Source organism: Gammaproteobacteria bacterium, assembly GCA_028819075.1.
GTDB lineage: Bacteria > Gemmatimonadota > Gemmatimonadetes > Longimicrobiales > Gaopeijiaceae > BD2-11.
Genome location: JAPPMM010000043.1, coordinates 87,358 through 107,613, shown reverse-complemented (window position 1 = coordinate 107,613; position 20,256 = coordinate 87,358). Strand labels below are relative to the sequence as shown.

Sequence of the window (20,256 nt, the reverse complement as noted above, 5' to 3'; positions counted from 1 at the left end):
TGTCGTGAACCAGCGCTTCCTCCCGGGCCGCCGGATCGCGCGACTGCTGGTCCTGTCGGTCCTCGCCGGCGCCCTGGCCGTGCCGGGGCGGGCGGCGGCGCAGAACGCGGGCAGCATTCTGGGCCGCGTCGTCGATGCATCCACCGGCGTGGTGCTCCAGGATGCCCTCCTGGTCGTCGAGGGGACGGAGCTTCGGACCTCCTCCGCGCCCGACGGCCGCTTCATCCTGGTGGCGGTGCCTTTCGGGGACCGGGCCGTGACGGTCTCCGTGCTCGGCTACACCACCACGACGGTCGAGGGCGTTCGCGTGCGTCCCGGTCAGCCTGCCCGCATTCTCGTCGAGCTGGAGCCGGAGGCGCTGGAACTCGACGAAATCCGGGTCGAAGTGGAACGCGTCCGCCTGGTGGAGCCCGAGGTAAGCGCAACCCACGAGCTGATCCAGGCCCGGGAGTTGCGCGAGCTGCCGATCGACGAGGTCTCGCAGGCCATCGAGCTGGCACCGGGGGTCAGCGACGGCCACTTCCGCGGGGGGCGCATCGGACAGGAGGCCTACGTGGTCGACGGTCTGGAGTTCAAGAACCAGTTCGAAGCGTCGTCCCGGGGTCCCGCGCTGGAGCACCCCTCCGACGCCCTCGAGGAGATCGAAGTGGTGACCGGCGGGCTCGGGGCGCGCTTCGGATCGGCGCTTTCGGGGGTGGTGCACTACACGACAAGGCGTGGTGATGCGGAGCGATGGCGGGGAGCGGCGGCCGTGCGCACCGACCACTGGGCGCCGGAACAAACGTTTCGGGGCTTCACGGCGCTTACGGCATCCGCAGGGGGACCGGCGCCCGTGCTCGGGCGGGGCTCGGTGGTGTTCGCGAGCGTGCTTGCCCAGGGCATGCTGGATGCGGAGCCGCGCGCCCGCGGCCTGACCTGCCTCCGGCCCGGCGACGGCGATGGCGAACTGGACGCGCTCATCGAGCGGGTGACGGGGAATCCGGCCACTGCGGGGCTGACCTGCCCCTACACTGCGGCCGCCTTCCCCCACCAGGCGGGCGACAAGCTTCTGGCCTTCGCGCGCGTCGACCGGCCGATCGCGGACGGGCTGGCCCTGACGACCACGCTCCTGCACAACCGGGTGCAGTCCGGGCTGTACACCTCCGAGTTCAAGTACAACCCCGAATACCAGCTCGGACAGCGGGCGGACGGCACGCTCGCCACCGCGTCGCTGGACTGGTCGCGGCAGGGGCTGGGCGGGGGCGCCCACGTCACGCTGCGGGGATCCGCCATGCGGCTGGACCGCTACCTGGGCGTGGTCGATCCGGACTCCCGGGCACGCCGGCGCACCGTCGCGGGGTTCGGACCGGCCCGGCTGGCCTTCCTGGGCGAGGAGTTCGTGCGCAGTCCGGTGCAGGATCAGTTGAGGTCCGCGGCTCCGGTGCCCGGATACCTTCCTCCCGGCGGCTCCGTCGGATCTCCCTTCGGGCCCGCCGCCGAGGGCATCTTCCACACCGAGGGGACCCCCGGCATCGCCAACTGGACGCGCACCGGGTTCGTCGGCGCCGACCTTTTCGCCGAGCTGCTGTCGTCCGCCGGTCACGTCCTCAGCGCCGGAGGCGGGACCAAGCTCTATCGCGTCGAGTCCTACGAGCGGGCGAGGAGCTTTCTGGCCGGATCGTCGCCCAACTACGCGCTCTTCTATCCGGGGTCGGTGAGCGCTTTCGTGGATGCGCGACTCGCGGCGGAGGACGAAATCGCCGTCACGCTCGGCGCGCGAATCGATGCCTTCCGCGCCGGTCTCGACTATCGTCACGACCGGGTGGATTTTCTCGCCCCGGGGACGCGCGTGGGATGGAAGATGGGCGTCACGCCGCGCATAGGCGTCTCGGGCCCCGTGCCGGGCACGGACGGACAGCTCGCCTTCCGCTTCAACTACAGCCAGGTCGCGCAGCCTCCGGACTTCCGTTTCTTCCTCGACACCACGCTTGGCGATTCGCTCAGAACAGACATCCGGCGGCAGGGGAATCCGGATCTGGCATTCGAGAAGGGGACGAATCTCGAGTTCGGGCTCACGCGACAGATCGGCGAGAGCGCGGGCGTGGCCCTGGTCGGATTTCGCAAGGAGCTGAACAATCTCGTGACCGGCAGCCTGCGTTTCGCCGGGTTCGGGAAAGGCCAGTTCACGGGAGGAGATTTCGGGACGGTGCGGGGCGCGGAGATGTCGGTACGGGCCCGGTGGCCGTTCCTGCGGCTCCGTCTGGGCTACGCGCTGAAGAAGACGGTGGGCGTGGTTTCGACGGCGCTCGACCCGGAGTTGGAGGATCCCGACGCGACCCGCGAGGAGTTCCCTCTGGCGTTCGATCGGCGCCACTCCGCGAACCTGGCCGTTTTCGCGGGTCGCGCCGCAGGGGAAGCCGATCGGCGCTGGGGCGTCGCCCTCGCCACGGCGGCGAAGAGCGGGTACCCCCTGGACCGTCAGCTGCTCGCCGGGGAGCGCGAATCGGACGCCGGGCGCACCGATCCCGCCCGCCTCCTGCCCTGGATCGTACAGCTCGACCTGCGCGCCACCCTCGAAGTCGGCGACCTGCCGGGTTGTTCGGACTGCCGCTGGCGCATCGTGTTCGACGGCCGCAACCTCCTCGACCGCGCAAACGTGCTGGCGCTCCGCCGCGATACGGGCACGATTGCGCCCCCTGCGGCGCAGGTCCTCGATTTGGCGCGGGGCGGGGCGGGCGGCGCCATCCCGCGGGAATCACCGCGCTACAGCGCGCTTGCGGATCTGGACGGCAACGGGCGCATCACGGATGTGGAATACCGGACGGTGCGGTTGGCGGCCGCTCTGGACCGTATGGATCCGTCGCTGTTCTTCAACGAGCCGCTGCAGCTGAGGCTGGGCGTCGAGGTCGGGTTCCGGTGATGCGCCGGGGCTGGACCTGGATGGTGCGCCGGGGCTCGGTTTCGATGCTGCGCCCAGGCGCCTGGATGGCACTGGGGGCGCTCTGGGCTTTCGGCTGCCGGGAAGCCACCTCGCCGTTCGTCTCCCTGGACCGTCCGTCCATCGAAGTGACGGGGCCGCTCCAGCTCACCTTCTCCGGGCTCGACGAGCGTGCGCCGGTCTGGCTCGGGCCCGACTCGCTGGCCTACGCGGCCGAGGGCGTCGCGCCATTCGCGCAGAGCCCGGGCGTTCTGATGAAGATCGCCGCCACCGGCGGGGCCGCTGAGCCGCTGCTCCCGGCGCTCCAGTTTCCCGGCGGTGCAGCCCACTGGCTCGCCAGCCCGGCGCCCTCCCCCGACGGAGTCCGGGCGGCTTACGTGGAGATGCGGGCAGTGGCCGACGAAGACCTCTGTCCGGCGGCCGTGGTCGTTTGCGATCCGTCCGGTGCTCCGCGGGTCTCCGCTCGCCTGGCCGAGATCCGGCTTCACCTCATGGACCGGGAGGGAGGAGGCTCGCCGGCGCTTGGCCGCTCGCTCGCCGTATCGCTCGAGGGGCGGGAGTTCGTGCCGCTGCGGGGCGACCCGTTCCTGCCCGGCTACTTCCGCATCCGCTACTACCCCTTCCAACGCCTGTTCCACGAGGAGAATCCGCCCCTCTTCCGTCCCAGTTGGGATCCGGGCGGGACTCGTGTCGCGTTCAGCGACGGGCTTCGGGTGCTGCTCTGGGACCTTGCCTCTTCCCACGCGGAAGCGGTGCCCGGCACCGATGGCGGCGTGGCTCCGGCCTGGTCGCCGAATGGTGAGTGGATCGCGTTCACAAGGCTGGTACAGGGCGACTCGGTTGCCGCGAGCTGCACCCATTCCGGGTTTCTGGGGCCGGTCTGCCGGCAGGAGCGCGTGGACTATGAGGTGGCGGACCGGAGGATCGCGCTGGTGCGGCCGGATGGATCGGAAACCCGCGAACTGGGCCGGGGAGAGGAGCCCGCGTGGACGCCTGACTCGGGCCGCCTCGTCTTCCGGCGGGACGGACGCCTGTGGACTGTGCCTGTGGAAGGGGCGGCGGCGACTCCGATTCCGGACACCGAACGAGGCCGAGAGCCTGCCGTTTCGCCCGATGGAAGCCGGCTGGCGTATGTCCGGTTGCTGAGCGGCGGAAAGCACGATCTTTGGGTCGTCCCGTTCGAGGAATGAGGATCGTGAAGGCCGGCTGGGGAAGGAGGATGGTGCACGCCGGTTGGCGGGGGATCGTGATCGACGGCCTGAGCGCGGATGTCGGGAGGCTCGTAAGGCCCGGACGCGGAGCCGCGGCGGGTGGCGGGTTCGCGCTGATGCTGACGATCGCGCTCGCAGGCTGCGGCGACCCGGTCGTGATTCTCGGAGATGCGCCAGGCGTCATGCGGGTCGTGGCCGGGAAGCCGGACGACCTCGAACCCGCGGAACGCGTGCCCGCCACCGACTTCGAACTATCCTCGCCGCGCGGGCTGGCGCTGGGGGCGGACGGCACGCTCTACATCGCCGACCGCCGGGCGGCCCGCATCCTGGCAGTGCGTGCTAACGGCGATGTCGCCGTGGTGGCGGACCATAGCGGGTGCTCGGGTCCCGCCTGCATGCGCCGTCCCGAAGCCCTCGCACTCGCCCCGGACGGCACGCTGCTGGTGGCGGACGGCCGGGCCGGAAGGGTCTTCCAGGTGGCTCCGGGGGCGGCTGGCGATGGGGCGGTCGCCGTTCTGGCCGGCGACCCGGGGGGCGAGCCTCCGGCAAGCGGCCTCCCGGCCGCCGAAGCCCGCTTCGGCGAACCCACCGGCGTGGCCGTATCCGGGACCGGTGACGTGTTCGTGAGCGACTGGCCCGAACACCGCGTGTGGCGCATCGCCCTGGACGGCACCCTTGTCCCCGCCGCGGGCAACGGACGAGCCGGCAGCTCGGGTGACGGCGGACCCGCCACCGAGGCGCGTCTGCGCGCCCCTCGCGGGCTGGCGGTTGCGGATGGGCGCCTCTACATCGCCGACGCGGCCGACCAGCGCGTCCGCGTGGTCGACCTGGACACCGGCATCATCGAGCCGGTCGCCGGCTCCGGGACACAGGGGTTCTCGGGCGACGGCGGACCGGCCCACCGCGCAAGGCTCGCCTTCCCCGAGGCCGTGGTGGCAGTCGACGGGGGGACGACGCTCTTCATCGCCGACCGCGGAAATCGCCGGGTGCGCGCCGTTGATACCGCCACCGGAGTCATCCGCACGTTCGCCGGCAACGGCGCGTCCGACTACAATGGCTCCGGCTTGGAAGCGGGCGAGACCGCCCTGCCCGCTCCGGCGGGCCTTGCCTCCGACCTCGGCTTCCTCTTCATTGCCGACGACCAGCTCAACCTGGTGTGGCGGACCCCGATCCGGTTCTGAGCCTCGCCGCGGCTCGCCGGGGAGGAATCATCCTCGACATGCACCGATGGATCGATACGTGAACCTTCCACCATCGCACGCGCGCCTACCCGCCGGGGGATGCATCGCCCTCGCCTCGATGTTCGTCGGATTCGCGACGGGATGCGGCCCGGAAGATGTCGGCCCCACCCCCATCGTCCAGGACAGCGCCGGCGTGGAGCTCGTGCGCCACGGGCCGCTGGCCGACTATGGCCGCGCAGTCTACCCGGCAGAGTACATCCTGACCATTGGGGACATGGAAGGGCCTCCCGAGACGCTCTTCGCGGAAGTGGCCGGGGTCGAACTGCTGGACGACGGGACGGTCGCCGTCCTCGACCGGGACGCCGCCGAGATACGGCAGTTTTCACCGGACGGCTCCTTCCTGCGCCGCATCAGCCGGAGAGGCTCCGGACCGGGCGAAATCAGCGGCGACGCCACGATCGCGATGGTCGGCATCGGCGATGGACGCCTCCTGGTGCCCGACGCCATCAACCAAACCGTGAGCGTCTTCGACCGCGACGGCGGCCTGGTCGAATCGCACCGGTGGGATATCCTGCAGTCGTATATGCCGGAATGGAGAGCTGCGAGCGACGCGACGCTAGCGGTGCACCTCTGGTCCGCAACCGCCCCGTGGCACGTCCTAGCGCACAGGTCCATCGCAGGGGCGTTGCTCGACACGCTGGCGGTGTACGCGGTCCGCCCGCCCTTCAACCCCGTGGACCAGCGCTGGCCGGTCTGGGCGGACATGCTCGTCTGGTCCACGCGCGAGCCGGACGAAGCCGTAGCCGGCTGGATGTCCGAGCCGTGGGTCACCCTCTTCCGGGGGGGCACACCCGTGCGCAGGATATCATGGGATCGCGACGAGGAACTGCTGAGTGAGGAACAGCATGAGATCCTCCTCGACATCATCGCCCGGAACATGGATCCGAGCGAAACCCCTCCGGACCTCCGCACCCTGTTTCGCCTGCCCGAACGCCTGCCCGCGATGGCGGACATCGAAATCGGCGCGGAACTCATCCTTGTCCAGCGCGTCCGGTCGGTGGAGAGGCTGGACCAGCGCATCACCTACGCCAACCGGGGACCGTCGGGCTTCGGCGGACCGCTGTGGGACGTGTTCAGCTTCGAGGGCGACTACCTGGGGGTGCTGGATCTGGGTGCCCCGGCCGATGTCTTCGACATCCGGGGCGATACCATTCTGGGCGTGCGCGAGGACAGCCTCGGGGTTCAGCAGCCGTTCCTGGCCCGGATACCGGCCGAACTGCGGGAAGGGCGCTGATCAGAGCAGCCGAATCGGTCCCGGATAGCGCCCGATGACCGGATCCAGCGTAAGCAGCGTCAGCCCTTCGATCTGAGCCTGCGCCACCAGCATCCGGTCGAAGGGGTCACTGTTGATCGGGGGCAGCAGGTCCGCCGCCACGGCGTGGGAGCCGGAGACGGACAGCTCCGTGTACCCGTTCTCAAGCAGACCCCGTCGCAGCAGGCGCGGCTCGACGCGGTAGTCCTCGCGTCCCAGCCCGTTCTTGATCGCGACCTCCCAGAGGGATGCGGCGCTGAACGCGAGTTCCGCATCGGGATCCTCCAGAATCGTGCGGGCGACGCTCGGAAGCCGTTCCGGCATGCCCGCGGCATAGAGCAGAAGATGGGTGTCGAGAAGAAACGTCATGATCTGCCCTCGAACGATGCCTCGATCTTCTTCCTGCCCATGCGGTCGAAATCGGGTGGCAGGGAGACGTGTCCGGCGAGGAAGCCCAGACGCCGGGCGGTCCCGCGCTCTTCGCCGTCCACCGCGGTGACCTTGACCAGCGGCTTGCCCGCGCGGGCGATGATGAACGGCTCTCCCTCGACGGCCTCCCGCACCAGGCGCGAGAGGTGCGTCTTGGCCTCATGCATGTTGTAGGTGCGCATGACGATGGCTCCCTGAAGGGGATGAACTTAGGTCACTAAACTAAGTCCGATCGCCCCGGCGCCGCAAGGAACTCGCGGATCTCGCAAGTCCTGTTCTCCTCGCCATCCCCAAGCCCTCTATCGCCCCAGCGGCGATGCCCCCGGATTGCGGATGACGTCGATGATCTGCGCCAGGATGGAGAAGGCGATTTCCGCGGGGGTGCGCGCGCCGATTGCTAGCCCCACGGGGCTGTGGATGCGCGCGACGGCTTCAGGGGCGAAGCCGGCCTCGAGGAGGCGCTCCCGCCGCTGCCGCCGGGTGCGGCGTCCTCCCAGCGCGCCGATGTAGAAGGCGTCGCTTTCGAGGGCCGCGCTGAGGGCCGGGTCGTCGATCTTCGGGTCGTGGGCGAGCACGACCAGCGCGCTGCGCGCATCCAGCCCGATCCGCTCGAGCGCCTGGTCCGGCCACGCCCGCACGAGCTCCGCGCCGGGGAAGCGTTCGCGGGTGGCGAACCCCTCGCGCGGGTCGATGATGGTGGCCGGTAGGCCGACCTCGGGGGAGGTGCGCGCCAGCACCTGGGCGATGTGCACGGCGCCCACCACCAGCAGCCTGCGGGGCACCGTGTAGGGGCGGAGGAGGACCGGGCCGTCGGCGGTCTCGGCCACCTGGGCTTCCTCGGCGCGCAGGGCCGCGTAGACCTGATCGGCCGAAACCCCCGCGATGGTTCGCGGTTCGCGCGCTCCGGCGGGCCCGATTTCCACCAGTTCCTGGGCGCCGTCGCTCAGCCGGGTCGCGAGGACTACGCTTCGCCCCGACCGCTGCGCTTCGAGAAGAGTGTCGAGGAGGGCGGGTCGCACGGATCAGCGCACCGCTTCGACGTAGATCTCCACCTCTCCCCCGCAGGCGAGCCCGACTTCCCACGCCATCTCGTTGGTGACGCCGAACTTGAGCCGCTGCGGATCGCCCGACTCCATGACTTCCATGGCGGCATGGATGACCGCCGATTCCACGCATCCGCCGGAGACGGACCCCGTGAAGTCCCCGCCCTCGGCCACCGCCATGTGGCTGCCCGCGCGCCGCGGGGCCGAACCCCAGGTGCGCGTGACCGTCGCCAGCGCAACCCGGCGCCCCTCGCCAAGCCAGTTGGCGGCCTGCTCGAGGACCGGATCCGCGCTCGTGTGCCCTGCTGCCGATGGTGTCATGGCCCCAAGTTGCCCCGACCGCCCGCGCGCGCGCAACGTTTTCCTGCTCTGTGCTATCATATTTTCGGGCTACCTCGATTTCACATCCACAAGACCCAAGAAACACATGACCACCTCAACCAGACACGACATCGCCGCCATCCAGGACAAGATCCGGGAGGAGAGCGCCTTCGTGGATCGCCTGCTGGACGAAGTCGGACGCGTGATCGTCGGCCAGCGCTACATGGTGGAGCGCCTGCTGATCGGCCTGCTCTCCGACGGGCACGTGCTGCTGGAGGGCGTTCCCGGGCTCGCCAAGACGCTGACCGTGCGCACGCTGGCGGCAGCCATCCGAACCTCCTTCCAGCGCATTCAGTTCACGCCCGACCTGCTGCCCGCGGACCTCATCGGGACGCTGATCTTCGATCCCAAGGAATCGGAGTTCAAGACCCGCAAGGGCCCCATATTCGCCAACGTCATCCTCGCCGACGAGATCAACCGCTCTCCGGCCAAGGTGCAGGCCGCGCTGCTCGAAGCGATGCAGGAGCACACCGTCACCATCGGCCAGAACACGTTCGCGCTCGAAGATCCCTTCCTGGTGCTCGCCACCCAGAATCCCATCGAGCAGGAGGGCACCTATCCTCTTCCCGAGGCCCAGGTGGACCGATTCATGCTGAAGCTGGCCGTGGGCTATCCCGACAAGGATGAAGAGCTCGCGATCATGCGGCGCATGGCGACGGGTCCGGCGCGCGGCGTGACCCCGGTGGTGAGTCCGGACGAGATCCTGCGGGCGCGCGACGCGGTGGAGATGGTGTACATGGATCCCCAGATCGAGCGCTACATCGTCGACCTGGTGTTCGCAACCCGCGATCCGGCCGCGTACGGGCTGGACGACCTGGTTCAACTCATCGCCTACGGGGGTTCGCCCCGCGCGAGCATCTGCCTGGCGAAGACGGCGCGGGCGCACGCATTCCTGCGCCGGCGCGGCTACGTGACCCCGGAGGACGTGCGTTCGGTGGGGATGGACGTGCTCCGTCACCGGGTGCTGGTCACCTACGAGGCGGAGGCCGAGGAGGTCACCCCGGAGGACGTGGTGACCCGCGTTCTGGACAACATCGAGGTGCCGTGACGGAATGATCGCGAGCGAAATCCTTCGCAAGGTCCGGCGCATCGAGATCACCACGCGGGGTCTCGTGAACGAGGTCTTCTCCGGCGAGTATCACTCCGTCTTCCAGGGACGGGGGATGAATTTCGCGGAGGTGCGCGAGTATCAGTACGGGGACGACATTCGCAGCATCGACTGGAATGTGACGGCGCGCACCGGCACCCCGTTCGTGAAGGTGTTCGAGGAGGAGCGCGAACTCACCGTGATGCTGGTGGTGGACGTGAGCGCGTCGGGCAACTTCGGGACGCGGATGCGCATGAAGGGCGATGTGGCGGTGGAGATCTGCGCTCTGCTGGCCTTCAGCGCGATCAAGAACAACGACAAGGTCGGGCTGATCCTCTTCAGCGACCGGATCGAGAAGTTCGTGCCCCCGCGCAAGGGGCGCCGGCATGTGCTGCGGGTCCTGCGCGAGCTCCTGTACCACCGGCCGGACCGGAGCGGCACCGACATCCGCATGGCTCTCGAGTACCTCACGCGCGTGACCCGGCGGCGGGCGGTGGTGTTCCTGGTGTCGGACTTCCTGGCGGGCGGGTTCGGGCGCGCCCTCAACATCGCGGGACGGCGCCACGACACCATCGCGGTGCGGGTGCGCGACCGGCGCGAGACGGAACTGCCTCCCATCGGGCTGGTGGAGTTCGAGGACGCCGAGACAGGTGAGCGGTTCGTGGTGAACACCTCCGACCGGAGCTTCCGGGAGGCCTTCGGGCGCGACCGGGCCGCGGTCGAGGAGGAGCTCGAGCGGACGCTCCGCCACGGCAAGGTGGACCTGATCGACGTGCGCGTGGACCGGCCCTACGTGCGCCCGCTGATGCGCTTCTTCAAGGAGCGGGAGCGGCGGCGATGAGGCGGGGATGGGCGAGGGTAGCCTGTCGCGCCGCGTTGATGGCGCTCCTTGCTGCGGGCGCCCCCGGCCTCGCGGTCGCCCAGGAACTTCCCGCACCCCCCTCCCTCCGCGTCGCGGTCGACACCACCACGACCACGGTGGGCGGGCGCCTCCACCTGTCCGTAGCCGTCGAGCACGCTCCCGACGCGGCCGTCCAGTGGCCCGACTCGCTCGACCTGGCGCCCTTCGAGGTGCTCGGAGCGGTGGTGAGCCCCACCACCGTGGCCGACGGGCGCGCCACGACCACCGCCGTACTCACCCTGGCCGCCTTCGAGCTGGGCGAGCTGGAGATCCCGAGCTTCACGGTGGGCGTCACCTCCCCCGCCGGCGTGACCGAACTCGTCACCGACCCGTTCGGCATCGCGGTGGTGAGCGTCGGCCTCGACGAGGGGCAGGACATCCGCGACATCCGTGGTCCGCTGTCCATCCCGCGCAGCATGCTGGTGATCGGGCTCTGGGTCCTCGCGCTCGCGCTGGCCGCCGCCGGCGGCTGGTGGCTGGCGCGCCGCGCCCGGCAGCGCACCACCGACGAGGGACCCGTCTCCGAGGATCCGCCGCGTCCCGCGCACGAACTCGCGTATGAACAACTGGACTGGCTGGAGACGTCGGGGCTCCTGGGGCAGGGACGCATCAAGGAGTACTACATCGAGGTGTCGGACATCATCCGGCGCTACCTCGAAGGGCGCTACGCCATCCGGGCGCTGGAGATGACCAGCCGGGAGGTGCTCGAGCAACTGGACAACGCGGGCGTGAGCTGGGACATCCACGATCGTTTCACGGCGTTCCTGGCGCACTGCGACCTGGTCAAGTTCGCAAAACACCGCCCGAGCCCGACCGCGTGCGCCCTGATCGTGCCGGACGCGCGGGCGCTCGTGGACGCGACCCTGCCGCCCCCGGAGCCCGAGCCGGAGGAGGAAGGGAAGGGGGGCGATGAACCGGAGGCGGATGGCTTGCCGGGCACCGGCGAACCTGCCGGGGCTGTTGCCGCGCAGCCGCAAGTCGTCCCGCTTGCCGGCGGGGACGGACGATGAACTTCGAATTCGCGGATCCCGCTTTCCTCTGGCTGCTGCTCGCGGTGCCCGCACTCGCGTGGTGGTACTTCGCGCGCCGGACGCGCAGGGGCGGTTCGCTCGTCTACTCGGACCTCGCGGCGGTGCGGCGAGCGGATGTCCGCCGGGGCGGACGCTGGCGTCACGTCCTGCCGGTGCTGCGCCTGCTGGCGGTCGTTGCGCTGGTGGCGGCCTTCGCCCGGCCCCGGGCCGGCGTCACCAGCGAGAACGTCCTCACCGAGGGCATCGACATCGTGCTGGTGCTGGACATCTCGAGCTCCATGCTGGCGGAGGATCTCGAGCCCAACCGCATCGACGCGGCCAAGCAGGTCGCGGCCGACTTCGTCTCCGGGCGTCGGAATGACCGAATCGGCCTGGTGGTCTTCGCGGGTCAGGCCTTCACCCAGGTGCCGCTCACCCTCGACTACGGCGTCGTGCGCGAGCTGATGGACGAGCTGGACGTGGGCATGGTAGAGGACGGCACCGCGGTCGGGATGGGGCTCGCCACCGCGATCAAGCGGCTGAACGAGAGCGTCGCCGAGTCGAAGGTCGTGGTGCTGCTCACCGACGGCCGCAACAACCGCGGCGAGATCGACCCGCTCACCGCCGCACAGATGGCACAGGCCCTGGGCGTGCGGGTGTATACCATCGGGGCCGGATCGCGCGGCACCGCCCGCGTGCCGGTCGACGACCCGCTGCTGGGCCGGCGCTACGCGACCGTGCGCGTGGACGTGGACGAGGAGACCCTGGCCGAGGTCGCGAGCACCACCGGCGGACAGTATTTCCGGGCCACCGACACCGAGAGCCTGGCAAGCATCTACCAGGAAATCGACGAGCTGGAAACCACGGAAATCGAGGTGCAGAACTTCACGCGCTATACCGAACTCTTCCACTTCCCCCTCGCGGCCGGGCTCCTGCTTCTGCTGATGGAAGCCGGTCTCGCGAACACGCTCCTGCGCAAGCTCCCGTAGCAGCCAATGTTCAGATTCGGATCCGTGGAACTGCTCTTCGGGCTGCTGCTGGTGCCCCTGCTGGCGCTGTTGCTCTGGCATGGCGCGCGCACGCGCCGGCAGGCGCTGGACCGATTCGGCGACAGCGAGCTCGTGCGCCGGCTGGCGGCGTCGGTGCACCGGCGCAACCGGACGCTGCGCACCCTGCTCTTCCTCGGGAGCGTCGGCTTGCTGCTCACCGCGCTGGCACGCCCCCAGTTCGGCACCCGGTTGGAGACCGTGCGGCGCGAAGGCAAGGACGTGGTGGTGGCGCTCGATCTGTCCCGTTCCATGCTCGCCGAGGACATTGCGCCAAATCGGCTGCAGCGCGCCAAGCTGGAGATCCTGCGCCTGGTGGACCGGCTCGAGGGCGACCGCGTGGGGCTGGTGGCCTTCGCCGGCCAGGCCTTCGTGCAGAGTCCGCTGACCACCGACTACGCCGCCACCCAGCTCTTCCTGAACGCCATGGACGTCGACCTGGTGCCGGTGCAGGGGACAAATCTCGGGGAGGCGATGAACGTCGGGCTCGACCTCTTCGACGAGGAGGTGCGCGAGTTCCGGGTGCTCCTCATCGTGACCGACGGGGAGGACCACGAGGGTGAGGTCGACGAAGCCATCCGGCGCGCCAACGATGCCGCCGTGCGCGTCTTCACGGTGGGCATCGGATCTCCCGACGGGGTCCCGATCCCCGAGTTCGACGACGCGGGCAACAGGCAGGGGTTCCAGCGGGACGCCGACGGCAACGTCGTGACCACGCGCCTGGACGAGGCTACCTTGCGGCGAGTCGCCGACGCGACCGGGGGAGGCTTCTACCTCAGCACCCCGCAGAGCGTCGAACTCGACGCCCTCATCGACGAGATGAGCGCGGTGGGGACGCGCGAGATCGATGCCCGTGAGATCGCGCAGTTCGAGGAGCAGTTCCAGCTTTTCCTGGGAGCGGCGCTCCTCCTGCTGCTGATCGAACCGCTGCTGCCGGCTCGGAGAAGGGGCGAGGCCCGGAGGCAGGCCACCCGGTGGACGGGAGGTGCCGAATGAGAAACCGGATGGCGTTGCTGATGACGACCGGCACGCTGTTGATGGCTGGCGCGTTTCTCCTGCCGGGTGCGCTGAGCGCCCAGCGCTCGTTGGTCGAGGAGGCCAACCGCCTCTACGCGGAGGGGCGGTACGCCGAGGCGCACGAGATGTACCTGGAGGCGTTGCGCGAGAATCCGGGTTCCCCGCTCATCCGCTTCAACGAGGGCAACGCCCTCTATCAGAATCAGGAATTCGAGCGCGCCCTCGAGGCGTACCGGGACGCCATCCAGAGCGGAGACACGGCGCTGGCCGAGGGCGCCTGGTACAATCTGGGCAACTCGCTCTTCCGTCAGCAGCAGCTCGACGCGAGCCTCGAGGCGTACAAGCAGGCGCTGCGCATCAACCCCGGGGATCTCGACGCCAAGCACAATCTCGAGCGTGTGCTCGAGCAGATGGAGGAGCAGGAGAATCAGCAGGATCAGAATCAGGAGAATCAGGATCAGCAGCAGCCTCCCCCGGAGGGAGATCCGGAGCAGGATGAGCAGGAGCAGGACCAGCCGCCGCCCGAGAACGACGACCAGGAGCAGGAGCAGCCGGCCCAGCCGCCGCCCGGGCAGATGACGCCCGAGGAAGCCGAGCGCCTGCTCCAGGCCATTCAGGAAGACCCTGACGAGGTCGACCGCCCGCCACGGGCCGACTCGCTCGGGCGGAGACCGCGCAAGAACTGGCGATGAGGGGAGTGCGGGTACTGCAGGATGTCGCGGACTTGGTGTCTGCGCGCGTGGCGACCAGAGCGGTCGCGACCAGGCTTGCCGCGCTGTTGCCGCTGGCCCTGGCGCTGGCCGCAGGCCCGACAGACGCGGCCGCCCAGGAAGTCTCCGCGCGCGCCTACCTGAGCAGCAACCAGGTCGGCGTCGGACAGCAGTTCGTGCTGAACGTGGAGGTGTCCGGAACCCAGGGTGTGGACCAGGACCCCGAACTGCCGGACCTGAGCTCCTTCTCGGTGTACCTGGGGAGCGGCTCCTCGAGTTCGATGCAGATGTCGGGCGGGCGCACCACCATCAGCCTCACCATCCAGTACCGGTTCCAGGCCACCCGGACGGGTACCTTCACCATCGATCCCATCGAGGTGCGCGCGGCGGGAAGCGCCTTCGCCACCGAACCCCTCACCCTGACCGTTGCCGACGCGCCCGTCCCCCAGGGATCCTCGGCGGGACCGGGCACCGCAGACCGCGGCATTGCGCCCGAGGACCTCTTCGTGGAGGCGGTGCCGAGCCGGCGGCAGGTGTACGAGAATCAGCCGGTGGTGGTCGACTACCGCATCTTCACGCGCGTGAACGTGAGCTCGTACAGCATCACCCAACTGCCTCCCGCGACGGGGTTCTGGGTGGAGGAGTATCCGCCGGCGGGCAATCCGGTGATCGGGCAGACGGTCCGCGACGGGATGCAGTACACCACCGCGACCATCCGCAAGGTGGCGCTCTTCCCGACCGGGTCGGGCACGCGCACCCTCGAGCCGCTGGGCATCGAGGCGCAGGTGCGGGTGCGGCGCCGCTCGGCCTTCGACCCGTTCGAGGACTTCTTCGGGCGCGGGTCTTTGCTGAACTCGAGCATCTCGACGGCGGCGGCCTCGCGGCCGGTGGAGATCGAGGTGCTGCCGCTGCCCGGCGGGCGCCCGGAGAACTTCACCGGCTTCGTAGGCGACCTGGAAGTTGCCGCGACCCTCGACCGCGACAGCGTACAGGTCAGCGACGCGGTCACCCTGACCGTAGAGGTTGCGGGGAGCGGCAACCTGCGCATGCTGGCCGAGCCCGAGGTGGAAGTCCCGCCCGGCTTCGAGGCCTTCCCGCCCGAGGTGACCGAGCGCGTCGACCGCACCGACGCGGGGGTGAGCGGGACGCGCACCTACGAGTACGTGCTGGTGCCCCGGGTGCCGGGAGTGGGGGCGATCCCGCCCGTCGAGCTGGCCTACTTCGATCCCGGGCGGGAGACCTACGAGGTGGCAGCCAGCGGGGCGCTCGCGGTCGAGGTCACCGGGGTGGCGGCGGACGGGCCACTGGGGACGGGCAGGGTGCGGGCGGGGGTGGAGGAACTGCGCACCGACATCCGCTTCATCCAACTCGGCAGCCCGGCCCTGGTGCTGGCGAACCGGACGCTGTTCGCGCACCCGCTCTTCTGGATCACCCTGCTCGTGCCGCTGGCGGCGTTGGGCGGGGCGGCGGGGTTGCGCCGGCACCGCGACAGGTTGCACGGCGATGTCGCGTACGCCCGCTCGCGGCGCGCGGCGAAGGTGGCGCGGAAGCGCCTCGCGGAAGCGCGCAAGCTGGTGGACGGGGAGGACGTGCGCGCCTTCTACGCCGAAGCCGGACACGCGCTCGAGGGCTTCCTGGCCGACAAGCTCAACATTGCCGCCGCCGGCATGATCCGGGACGAGGTGCGCGACCGCCTGGCCGTCCCGGGCGTCGACACCGAGGCGGCCGAGCCCTACCTGGAGTGCCTGGAGGAGTGCGACCGGCAGCGCTTCGCCCCGCCGACCGCGTCGGCGGAGGAGCGCGCGCGCTTCCTCGGTCGGGTGGAGGCGGCGATGGCGGCCATGGCGGAGCACCTCGCCCGATGAGCGCGCGGATGATTCTAACGGCAGCCCTCCTGGCGCTGGCGCTCCCCCCCGCCCCGCTCCACGCCCAGGACGAACTCTTCGAGGAGGGCAACCGCCTCTACCAGCAGGAAGACTACCAGGGCGCGCTCGACAACTACCTGCGCATCCGCGAGGCAGGATTCGAGAGCCCGGGCCTCTACTACAACATCGGCAACGCCTACTTCAAGGCGAACGAGCTGGGCCGGGCCATCCTCTACTACGAGCGGGCCCGCCGCCTCGCCCCCAGCGACGCCGACATCCTCGCCAACCTGGAGCTGGCCCGCTCGCTGGGCGTGGACGAGATCGTGCCGCTGCCGCGCTTCTGGCTCTTCCGGGTCGGGTCGTGGTGGATGAACCTGTTCCCGCGCTCACTCCTCATCGGACTGACGGCGGCGGGCTACCTCATGGCGGCCGGGGCCGTGCTGGTGCTGGTGCTGCGGCCGGGAGCGGCATCGTGGCCGCGGCGCACCGCGGTCGCGGGGGGCATCCTGGTTCTGCTGCTGGGCGCCACCCTGGCCGTCCGCGAAACCGGGTTGGGGCAGGCCCGCCATGGCGTCGTGCTCGCCGCCGAGGTGGGCGTGCAGAGCGCCCCCTCCGACGATCCCGCCCTGCAGCTCTTCGTCATCCACGAAGGCACCCGGGTGCGCGTGGACCGCAGCTCCGAGGAGTGGCTGGAGGTGGTGCTCGACGACGGCAAGGTGGGCTGGGTGCGCGCGGAGGTGCTGGAAGAGGTGTGAGAGAATCAGTGGGTGGCGGGAACGAAGATGGTGGACGCGTCGTAACCAACGGACACCCGGAACGCGCGGCCCGCGCGATGGAGTTGCAGGACGAGATGGATCCAAACCGTTGCCGACGAAGGCGGAATCGCTGGCCGGGGGGCCTGCGGGACGCCTTTGCGCGCCCCATTCTGCTGGCGACGCTCGGCCTCTTGTCGGCATCGGGATTGCATGCGCAAGAGGAAGATCCGGCCCCGGTACTGGTCACCCTCCGGGGTGTTGTCCTGGACGAAGTCATGGGAACCCCGGTCGCGGGAGCCGCGGTGTACTTGGAGGACGAGAACTACGGCGCGCTCACCGACGCGCATGGCGCGTTCCGCATCGAGGGCGTCCCCGCCGGCCCGCGGACCGTCGTCGCAACCCAGTTCGGGTACTGGGAGATCGCGGCAGATGTCGAGGTGCCGGAAGCCGGGGCCGTTATCGAGATCGACCTCAAGCCCAGGCCGATCCTGCTCGACGGCGTCACAGCGGTGGCCGACAACATCGACACCATGGTGAGACGGCTTCGGACGCGCCGGCAGTCCCTTCCGTACCAGGCCCGGGCGTACGACCAGGAACGGCTGCTGCGCAGCCCGGAGCCCGATGTCTTCGAGTTCCTGTGGCGGGAGACCGGCCTGGAGCGGCGTCCCTGTCCGATCATGGGCGGCGTGACGCTGCCGGGATGGCAGCCGGCCCGAGGTCTCGGGGGATGGAACCTTCCCTCCCAGGCGCCCGGCGCGCTGTCGAGTCATTGCATCTGGCGACGGGGCCAAGTGGTCAGCCCGAGAGTGTACATCGACGAAATGCCGGCCGCCCGCGGTCTGGACGCGCTCAGGAACTATCCGACGACGCAGATCTACGCGCTGGAGGTCTATTCCCAGGGCGCCGAGATCCGGGCCTATACCTACAACTTCATGCAGCGCATGGCTGCAAATCCCGAGGCGCTGATCGCCCTCGGCCCGTGGCCGTGACGGGAGGGCTGGACGAGATGCACCGAAGCATACCGGAGGGACGACGGCACCGAACGTGCGCAGGCGTCGCGACCAGACCGACCCATTGCCTCCTCCTGGCGATGGCCTGCCTCTTCCTGCCCGCCGCAATCGATGCGCAGGAGCCGGAGTCCGTGCCCGTGCGCGCGCCGCTGCACGGCGTGGTCTACGATGCGCTTACGGGCACCGCCGTGCCGGGAGCCGCGGTCTACCTGGAGCACGAGAGCTACGGCGTGCTCGCCGACTCGCTCGGCACCTTCCGTTTCGAGGATGTCGGCGTGGGCTTCCAGGTCGTCGCCGCGATCCAGTTCGGGTACGAGGAGGCGGGGGCGAGGATCGAGGTGCCCGAGGCAGGTGCCTTCATCGAGATCGAGTTGATACCCCAGCCCGTCCTGCTCGACGGCGTCACGGCGGTGGTGGAGAATATCACCACCATGGAGCGGCGCCTTCGCTCGCGGCGGCGGTCCGCGGCGTATCAGACCCGCGCTTTCGACCAGGAGCGATTGCTGCGCAGCGCGTCGTCCACCGCCCTCGAGTTCCTGGAGCGCGAGACCCGCTACTATCCCGTCCCGTGTCCGGCGGGCGCGGGCGTCTTTGGAGTCGGGGCGCAGATGTCCCCCAACATTTCGAGCCGGTGCATCATCCGGCGTGGCAGGGTGATCAGCCCGAGGGTGTTCATCGACGAGATCCCCGCCTTTGGAGGGCTCGACGAGCTCGACACCTATCCGACGGCTCAGATCTACACGTTGGAGGTCTACTCGTCGGGTGCCGAGGTCCGCGCCTACACCTACAACTTCATGCAGCGCATGGCCGAGAGACCCATGGCGCTGATTCCCATCAACCTCTGGCCCTGAGGCGGCAGCCGGTCTCCTGACGCCCGCTCTTGATCCCAGGGGCGGCAAGCGCCAACGTTTGCGCGCAAACGATCCCCCCGCGGAGACCCGCTGACGGCACTCGCTGCATGCGATTGGAGCCGTTTCCCTCCGCTCTTCCTCGACCGCAGCTACCACATCGATGCCCGCCCAGCCTCCCCGGTCCCAGCAGCAGCGACGGGCCGACGTTCGCCAGCGCAACCGCAAACTCGGTCGCGTGCTGCTCGCCATCGGGCTGATCGTGCTCTCGCTGCCGCTGGTGACGAACCTGGTGCGCGACCCCAACGCCGAGCGGCCGGAGGATCCGCCCTCGGAGATGGTGCGCAGGGCGGGGCTGGCCGAGGGGCGAGGCGACATCGAACTCGCCACCCGGCTCTATGAGCGCGTTCTGGAGCTGGAGATGGGCGAGTCGCCGCGGGATACGCTGAAAGCCCTTGTGCGTGCGGCGCGGGCCGGGCTGGCAAGGATCGCGGAATCGCCGTGAGACATCCATTCCAACCTTCCACAAGACCGATATGACCACCACCATGGCCATCCGCATCCACGAGCTCGGGGGCCCGGAGATGATGCGGTGGGAACAAGTGCCCCTGCCGGAACCCGGCCCGGGCGAGGTGCTCGTCCGCCACGAGGCGGTCGGGCTGAACTTCATCGACACCTACCACAGGAGCGGACTCTACCCGGTGCCGTCGCTGCCGGCCGTGCTCGGGATGGAGGCGGCCGGGGTGGTGGAGACGGCGGGTCCGCCGGCGACGGACGGGCCGACCTTCCAGCCCGGCGACCGGGTCGCCTACGGGAGCGTGCTGGGCGGCTACTGCGAGCGGCGGGTGATGCCCGCCGCCCAACTGGTTGCCATCCCTGACGGCGTGGGGTACGAGGCCGCCGCCGCGGCCATGCTCAAGGGCATGACGTCGTGGTATCTCTGCCGCCGCACCTACCGGGTGCGCGCGGGCGAGACCGTGCTGATCCATGCGGTCGGGGGCGGTGTGGGCACCATCCTCTGCCAGTGGTGCAAGGCGCTGGGCGCCACCGTCATCGGCACCGCGGGCAGTGCGGAAAAGGGCCGCCTCGCCCGCGACCACGGATGCGATCACGTCATCCTCTACAAGGAGGAAGACTTCGTCGAGCGGGTGCGCGAGATTACCGGCGGCGAGGGTGTCCCGGTAGTCTTCGACGGGGTCGGCAAGGCCACTTTCGACGGCTCCATGGAGTGCCTTGCCCTCTTCGGCATGATGATCACCTTCGGCAACGCCTCCGGCCCGGTCTCTCCCCTGAACCTGCTGCGCCTGAGCGCCAGGGGGATCACCGTGGCCCGTCCCTCGCTCAAGCCCTACATCGAGCGGCGCGAGGACCTGGAAGAAGCTTCAGGCGAACTGCTGGGGCACATTCAGGCGGGCCGCATCGGGCTCACCATAGGCCAGCGCTTCCCGCTTTCCGCAGCCGCCGAGGCTCATCGCGCGCTGGAGTCGCGGCAGACGCAGGGATGCACCATTCTAGTGCCGTGACGACATCACC

20 protein-coding genes are annotated in these 20,256 nt (G+C 69.7%); 16 read left to right on the top strand and 4 right to left on the bottom strand.

From position 1 onward, the window contains the following. Nucleotides 1-4 precede the first annotated feature (4 nt). From OXU32_10800 to OXU32_10785, 4 genes are read left to right on the top strand one after another with little or no spacing between them, the layout of a single operon-like run. Entirely contained in the window at nucleotides 5-2,899 is a 2,895-nt protein-coding gene (locus OXU32_10800) for a TonB-dependent receptor (protein MDE0074435.1), read from the top strand. Then, nucleotides 2,896-4,107: a hypothetical protein gene (locus tag OXU32_10795; protein ID MDE0074434.1), complete on the top strand. Its 1,212-nt coding sequence runs from the start codon at nucleotides 2,896-2,898 to the stop codon at nucleotides 4,105-4,107. The genes OXU32_10800 and OXU32_10795 overlap by 4 nt, the downstream gene beginning before the upstream one ends. After that, nucleotides 4,104-5,309, top strand: a complete 1,206-nt coding sequence (locus OXU32_10790; protein MDE0074433.1) for a hypothetical protein — start codon at nucleotides 4,104-4,106, stop codon at nucleotides 5,307-5,309. Before OXU32_10795 ends, OXU32_10790 begins: the two co-directional genes overlap by 4 nt. Nucleotides 5,310-5,367: 58 nt before the next feature. Beyond that, nucleotides 5,368-6,603, top strand: a complete 1,236-nt coding sequence (locus tag OXU32_10785; protein MDE0074432.1) for a hypothetical protein — start codon at nucleotides 5,368-5,370, stop codon at nucleotides 6,601-6,603. Here OXU32_10785 and OXU32_10780 read toward each other — a convergent pair whose 3' ends face one another. The 4 genes from OXU32_10780 to OXU32_10765 all read right to left on the bottom strand — a co-directional run bounded on the left by OXU32_10780 (nucleotide 6,604) and on the right by OXU32_10765 (nucleotide 8,414). Beyond that, entirely contained in the window at nucleotides 6,604-6,990 is a 387-nt protein-coding gene (locus tag OXU32_10780; GenBank protein ID MDE0074431.1) for a type II toxin-antitoxin system VapC family toxin, read from the bottom strand. After that, on the bottom strand, nucleotides 6,987-7,232 hold the full coding sequence (locus OXU32_10775; protein ID MDE0074430.1) for a type II toxin-antitoxin system prevent-host-death family antitoxin: 246 nt from the start codon (nucleotides 7,230-7,232) through the stop codon (nucleotides 6,987-6,989). Before OXU32_10775 ends, OXU32_10780 begins: the two co-directional genes overlap by 4 nt. Before the next feature lie 117 nt (nucleotides 7,233-7,349). Next, nucleotides 7,350-8,069 carry an XdhC family protein gene (locus OXU32_10770; GenBank protein ID MDE0074429.1) on the bottom strand — a complete coding sequence of 240 codons (720 nt, stop codon included), beginning with the start codon at nucleotides 8,067-8,069 and terminating at the stop codon, nucleotides 7,350-7,352. Nucleotides 8,070-8,072: 3 nt separating this feature from the next. Continuing rightward, nucleotides 8,073-8,414, bottom strand: coding sequence for an XdhC family protein (locus OXU32_10765; protein ID MDE0074428.1), 342 nt, complete (start codon nucleotides 8,412-8,414; stop codon nucleotides 8,073-8,075). A gap of 106 nt (nucleotides 8,415-8,520) precedes the next feature. Here OXU32_10765 and OXU32_10760 point away from each other — a divergent pair, with 106 nt between their 5' ends. The 12 genes from OXU32_10760 to OXU32_10705 all read left to right on the top strand — a co-directional run bounded on the left by OXU32_10760 (nucleotide 8,521) and on the right by OXU32_10705 (nucleotide 20,246). Then, a complete protein-coding gene (locus tag OXU32_10760; GenBank protein ID MDE0074427.1) occupies nucleotides 8,521-9,522 on the top strand; it encodes an AAA family ATPase in 1,002 nt (333 codons plus the stop codon). Nucleotides 9,523-9,526: 4 nt separating this feature from the next. Further along, nucleotides 9,527-10,402, top strand: coding sequence for a DUF58 domain-containing protein (locus tag OXU32_10755; GenBank protein MDE0074426.1), 876 nt, complete (start codon nucleotides 9,527-9,529; stop codon nucleotides 10,400-10,402). 38 nt (nucleotides 10,403-10,440) lie between these two features. Further along, nucleotides 10,441-11,472, top strand: coding sequence for a BatD family protein (locus OXU32_10750; protein ID MDE0074425.1), 1,032 nt, complete (start codon nucleotides 10,441-10,443; stop codon nucleotides 11,470-11,472). Then, nucleotides 11,469-12,461, top strand: coding sequence for a VWA domain-containing protein (locus tag OXU32_10745; GenBank protein MDE0074424.1), 993 nt, complete (start codon nucleotides 11,469-11,471; stop codon nucleotides 12,459-12,461). The genes OXU32_10750 and OXU32_10745 overlap by 4 nt, the downstream gene beginning before the upstream one ends. 6 nt (nucleotides 12,462-12,467) lie before the next feature. Beyond that, nucleotides 12,468-13,514 (top strand): VWA domain-containing protein, encoded by a 1,047-nt coding sequence (locus tag OXU32_10740; GenBank protein MDE0074423.1) that lies wholly within the window; start codon nucleotides 12,468-12,470, stop codon nucleotides 13,512-13,514. Further along, nucleotides 13,511-14,227 carry a tetratricopeptide repeat protein gene (locus OXU32_10735; protein ID MDE0074422.1) on the top strand — a complete coding sequence of 239 codons (717 nt, stop codon included), beginning with the start codon at nucleotides 13,511-13,513 and terminating at the stop codon, nucleotides 14,225-14,227. The genes OXU32_10740 and OXU32_10735 overlap by 4 nt, the downstream gene beginning before the upstream one ends. A 35-nt stretch (nucleotides 14,228-14,262) precedes the next feature. Next, complete coding sequence (locus OXU32_10730; GenBank protein MDE0074421.1) at nucleotides 14,263-16,110, top strand: BatD family protein; 1,848 nt, start codon at nucleotides 14,263-14,265, stop codon at nucleotides 16,108-16,110. Between the two features lie 8 nt (nucleotides 16,111-16,118). Then, nucleotides 16,119-16,865 carry a tetratricopeptide repeat protein gene (locus OXU32_10725; protein MDE0074420.1) on the top strand — a complete coding sequence of 249 codons (747 nt, stop codon included), beginning with the start codon at nucleotides 16,119-16,121 and terminating at the stop codon, nucleotides 16,863-16,865. Then, a complete protein-coding gene (locus OXU32_10720) occupies nucleotides 16,862-17,854 on the top strand; it encodes a carboxypeptidase regulatory-like domain-containing protein (protein ID MDE0074419.1) in 993 nt (330 codons plus the stop codon). Before OXU32_10725 ends, OXU32_10720 begins: the two co-directional genes overlap by 4 nt. A 17-nt stretch (nucleotides 17,855-17,871) precedes the next feature. Beyond that, nucleotides 17,872-18,726, top strand: coding sequence for a carboxypeptidase-like regulatory domain-containing protein (locus OXU32_10715; protein ID MDE0074418.1), 855 nt, complete (start codon nucleotides 17,872-17,874; stop codon nucleotides 18,724-18,726). Nucleotides 18,727-18,886: 160 nt separating this feature from the next. Continuing rightward, nucleotides 18,887-19,228, top strand: coding sequence for a hypothetical protein (locus OXU32_10710; protein MDE0074417.1), 342 nt, complete (start codon nucleotides 18,887-18,889; stop codon nucleotides 19,226-19,228). Nucleotides 19,229-19,259: 31 nt separating this feature from the next. Beyond that, complete coding sequence (locus tag OXU32_10705; GenBank protein ID MDE0074416.1) at nucleotides 19,260-20,246, top strand: quinone oxidoreductase; 987 nt, start codon at nucleotides 19,260-19,262, stop codon at nucleotides 20,244-20,246. Nucleotides 20,247-20,256: the final 10 nt, after the last annotated feature.

Excerpts from the sequence above, each read along its gene's own strand:
- OXU32_10755 (MDE0074426.1), top strand. The coding sequence starts at position 9,527 with ATGATCGCGAGCGAAATCCTTCGCAAGGTCCGGCGCATCGAGATCACC.
- OXU32_10710 (MDE0074417.1), top strand. The coding sequence starts at position 18,887 with ATGCCCGCCCAGCCTCCCCGGTCCCAGCAGCAGCGACGGGCCGACGTT.
- OXU32_10745 (MDE0074424.1), top strand. The coding sequence starts at position 11,469 with ATGAACTTCGAATTCGCGGATCCCGCTTTCCTCTGGCTGCTGCTCGCG.
- OXU32_10750 (MDE0074425.1), top strand. The coding sequence starts at position 10,441 with ATGGCGCTCCTTGCTGCGGGCGCCCCCGGCCTCGCGGTCGCCCAGGAA.
- OXU32_10735 (MDE0074422.1), top strand. The coding sequence starts at position 13,511 with ATGAGAAACCGGATGGCGTTGCTGATGACGACCGGCACGCTGTTGATG.
- OXU32_10705 (MDE0074416.1), top strand. The coding sequence starts at position 19,260 with ATGACCACCACCATGGCCATCCGCATCCACGAGCTCGGGGGCCCGGAG.
- OXU32_10760 (MDE0074427.1), top strand. The coding sequence starts at position 8,521 with ATGACCACCTCAACCAGACACGACATCGCCGCCATCCAGGACAAGATC.
- OXU32_10715 (MDE0074418.1), top strand. The coding sequence starts at position 17,872 with ATGCACCGAAGCATACCGGAGGGACGACGGCACCGAACGTGCGCAGGC.
- OXU32_10740 (MDE0074423.1), top strand. The coding sequence starts at position 12,468 with ATGTTCAGATTCGGATCCGTGGAACTGCTCTTCGGGCTGCTGCTGGTG.
- OXU32_10765 (MDE0074428.1), bottom strand. The coding sequence starts at position 8,414 with ATGACACCATCGGCAGCAGGGCACACGAGCGCGGATCCGGTCCTCGAG.
- OXU32_10790 (MDE0074433.1), top strand. The coding sequence starts at position 4,104 with ATGAGGATCGTGAAGGCCGGCTGGGGAAGGAGGATGGTGCACGCCGGT.
- OXU32_10780 (MDE0074431.1), bottom strand. The coding sequence starts at position 6,990 with ATGACGTTTCTTCTCGACACCCATCTTCTGCTCTATGCCGCGGGCATG.
- OXU32_10725 (MDE0074420.1), top strand. The coding sequence starts at position 16,119 with ATGATTCTAACGGCAGCCCTCCTGGCGCTGGCGCTCCCCCCCGCCCCG.
- OXU32_10775 (MDE0074430.1), bottom strand. The coding sequence starts at position 7,232 with ATGCGCACCTACAACATGCATGAGGCCAAGACGCACCTCTCGCGCCTG.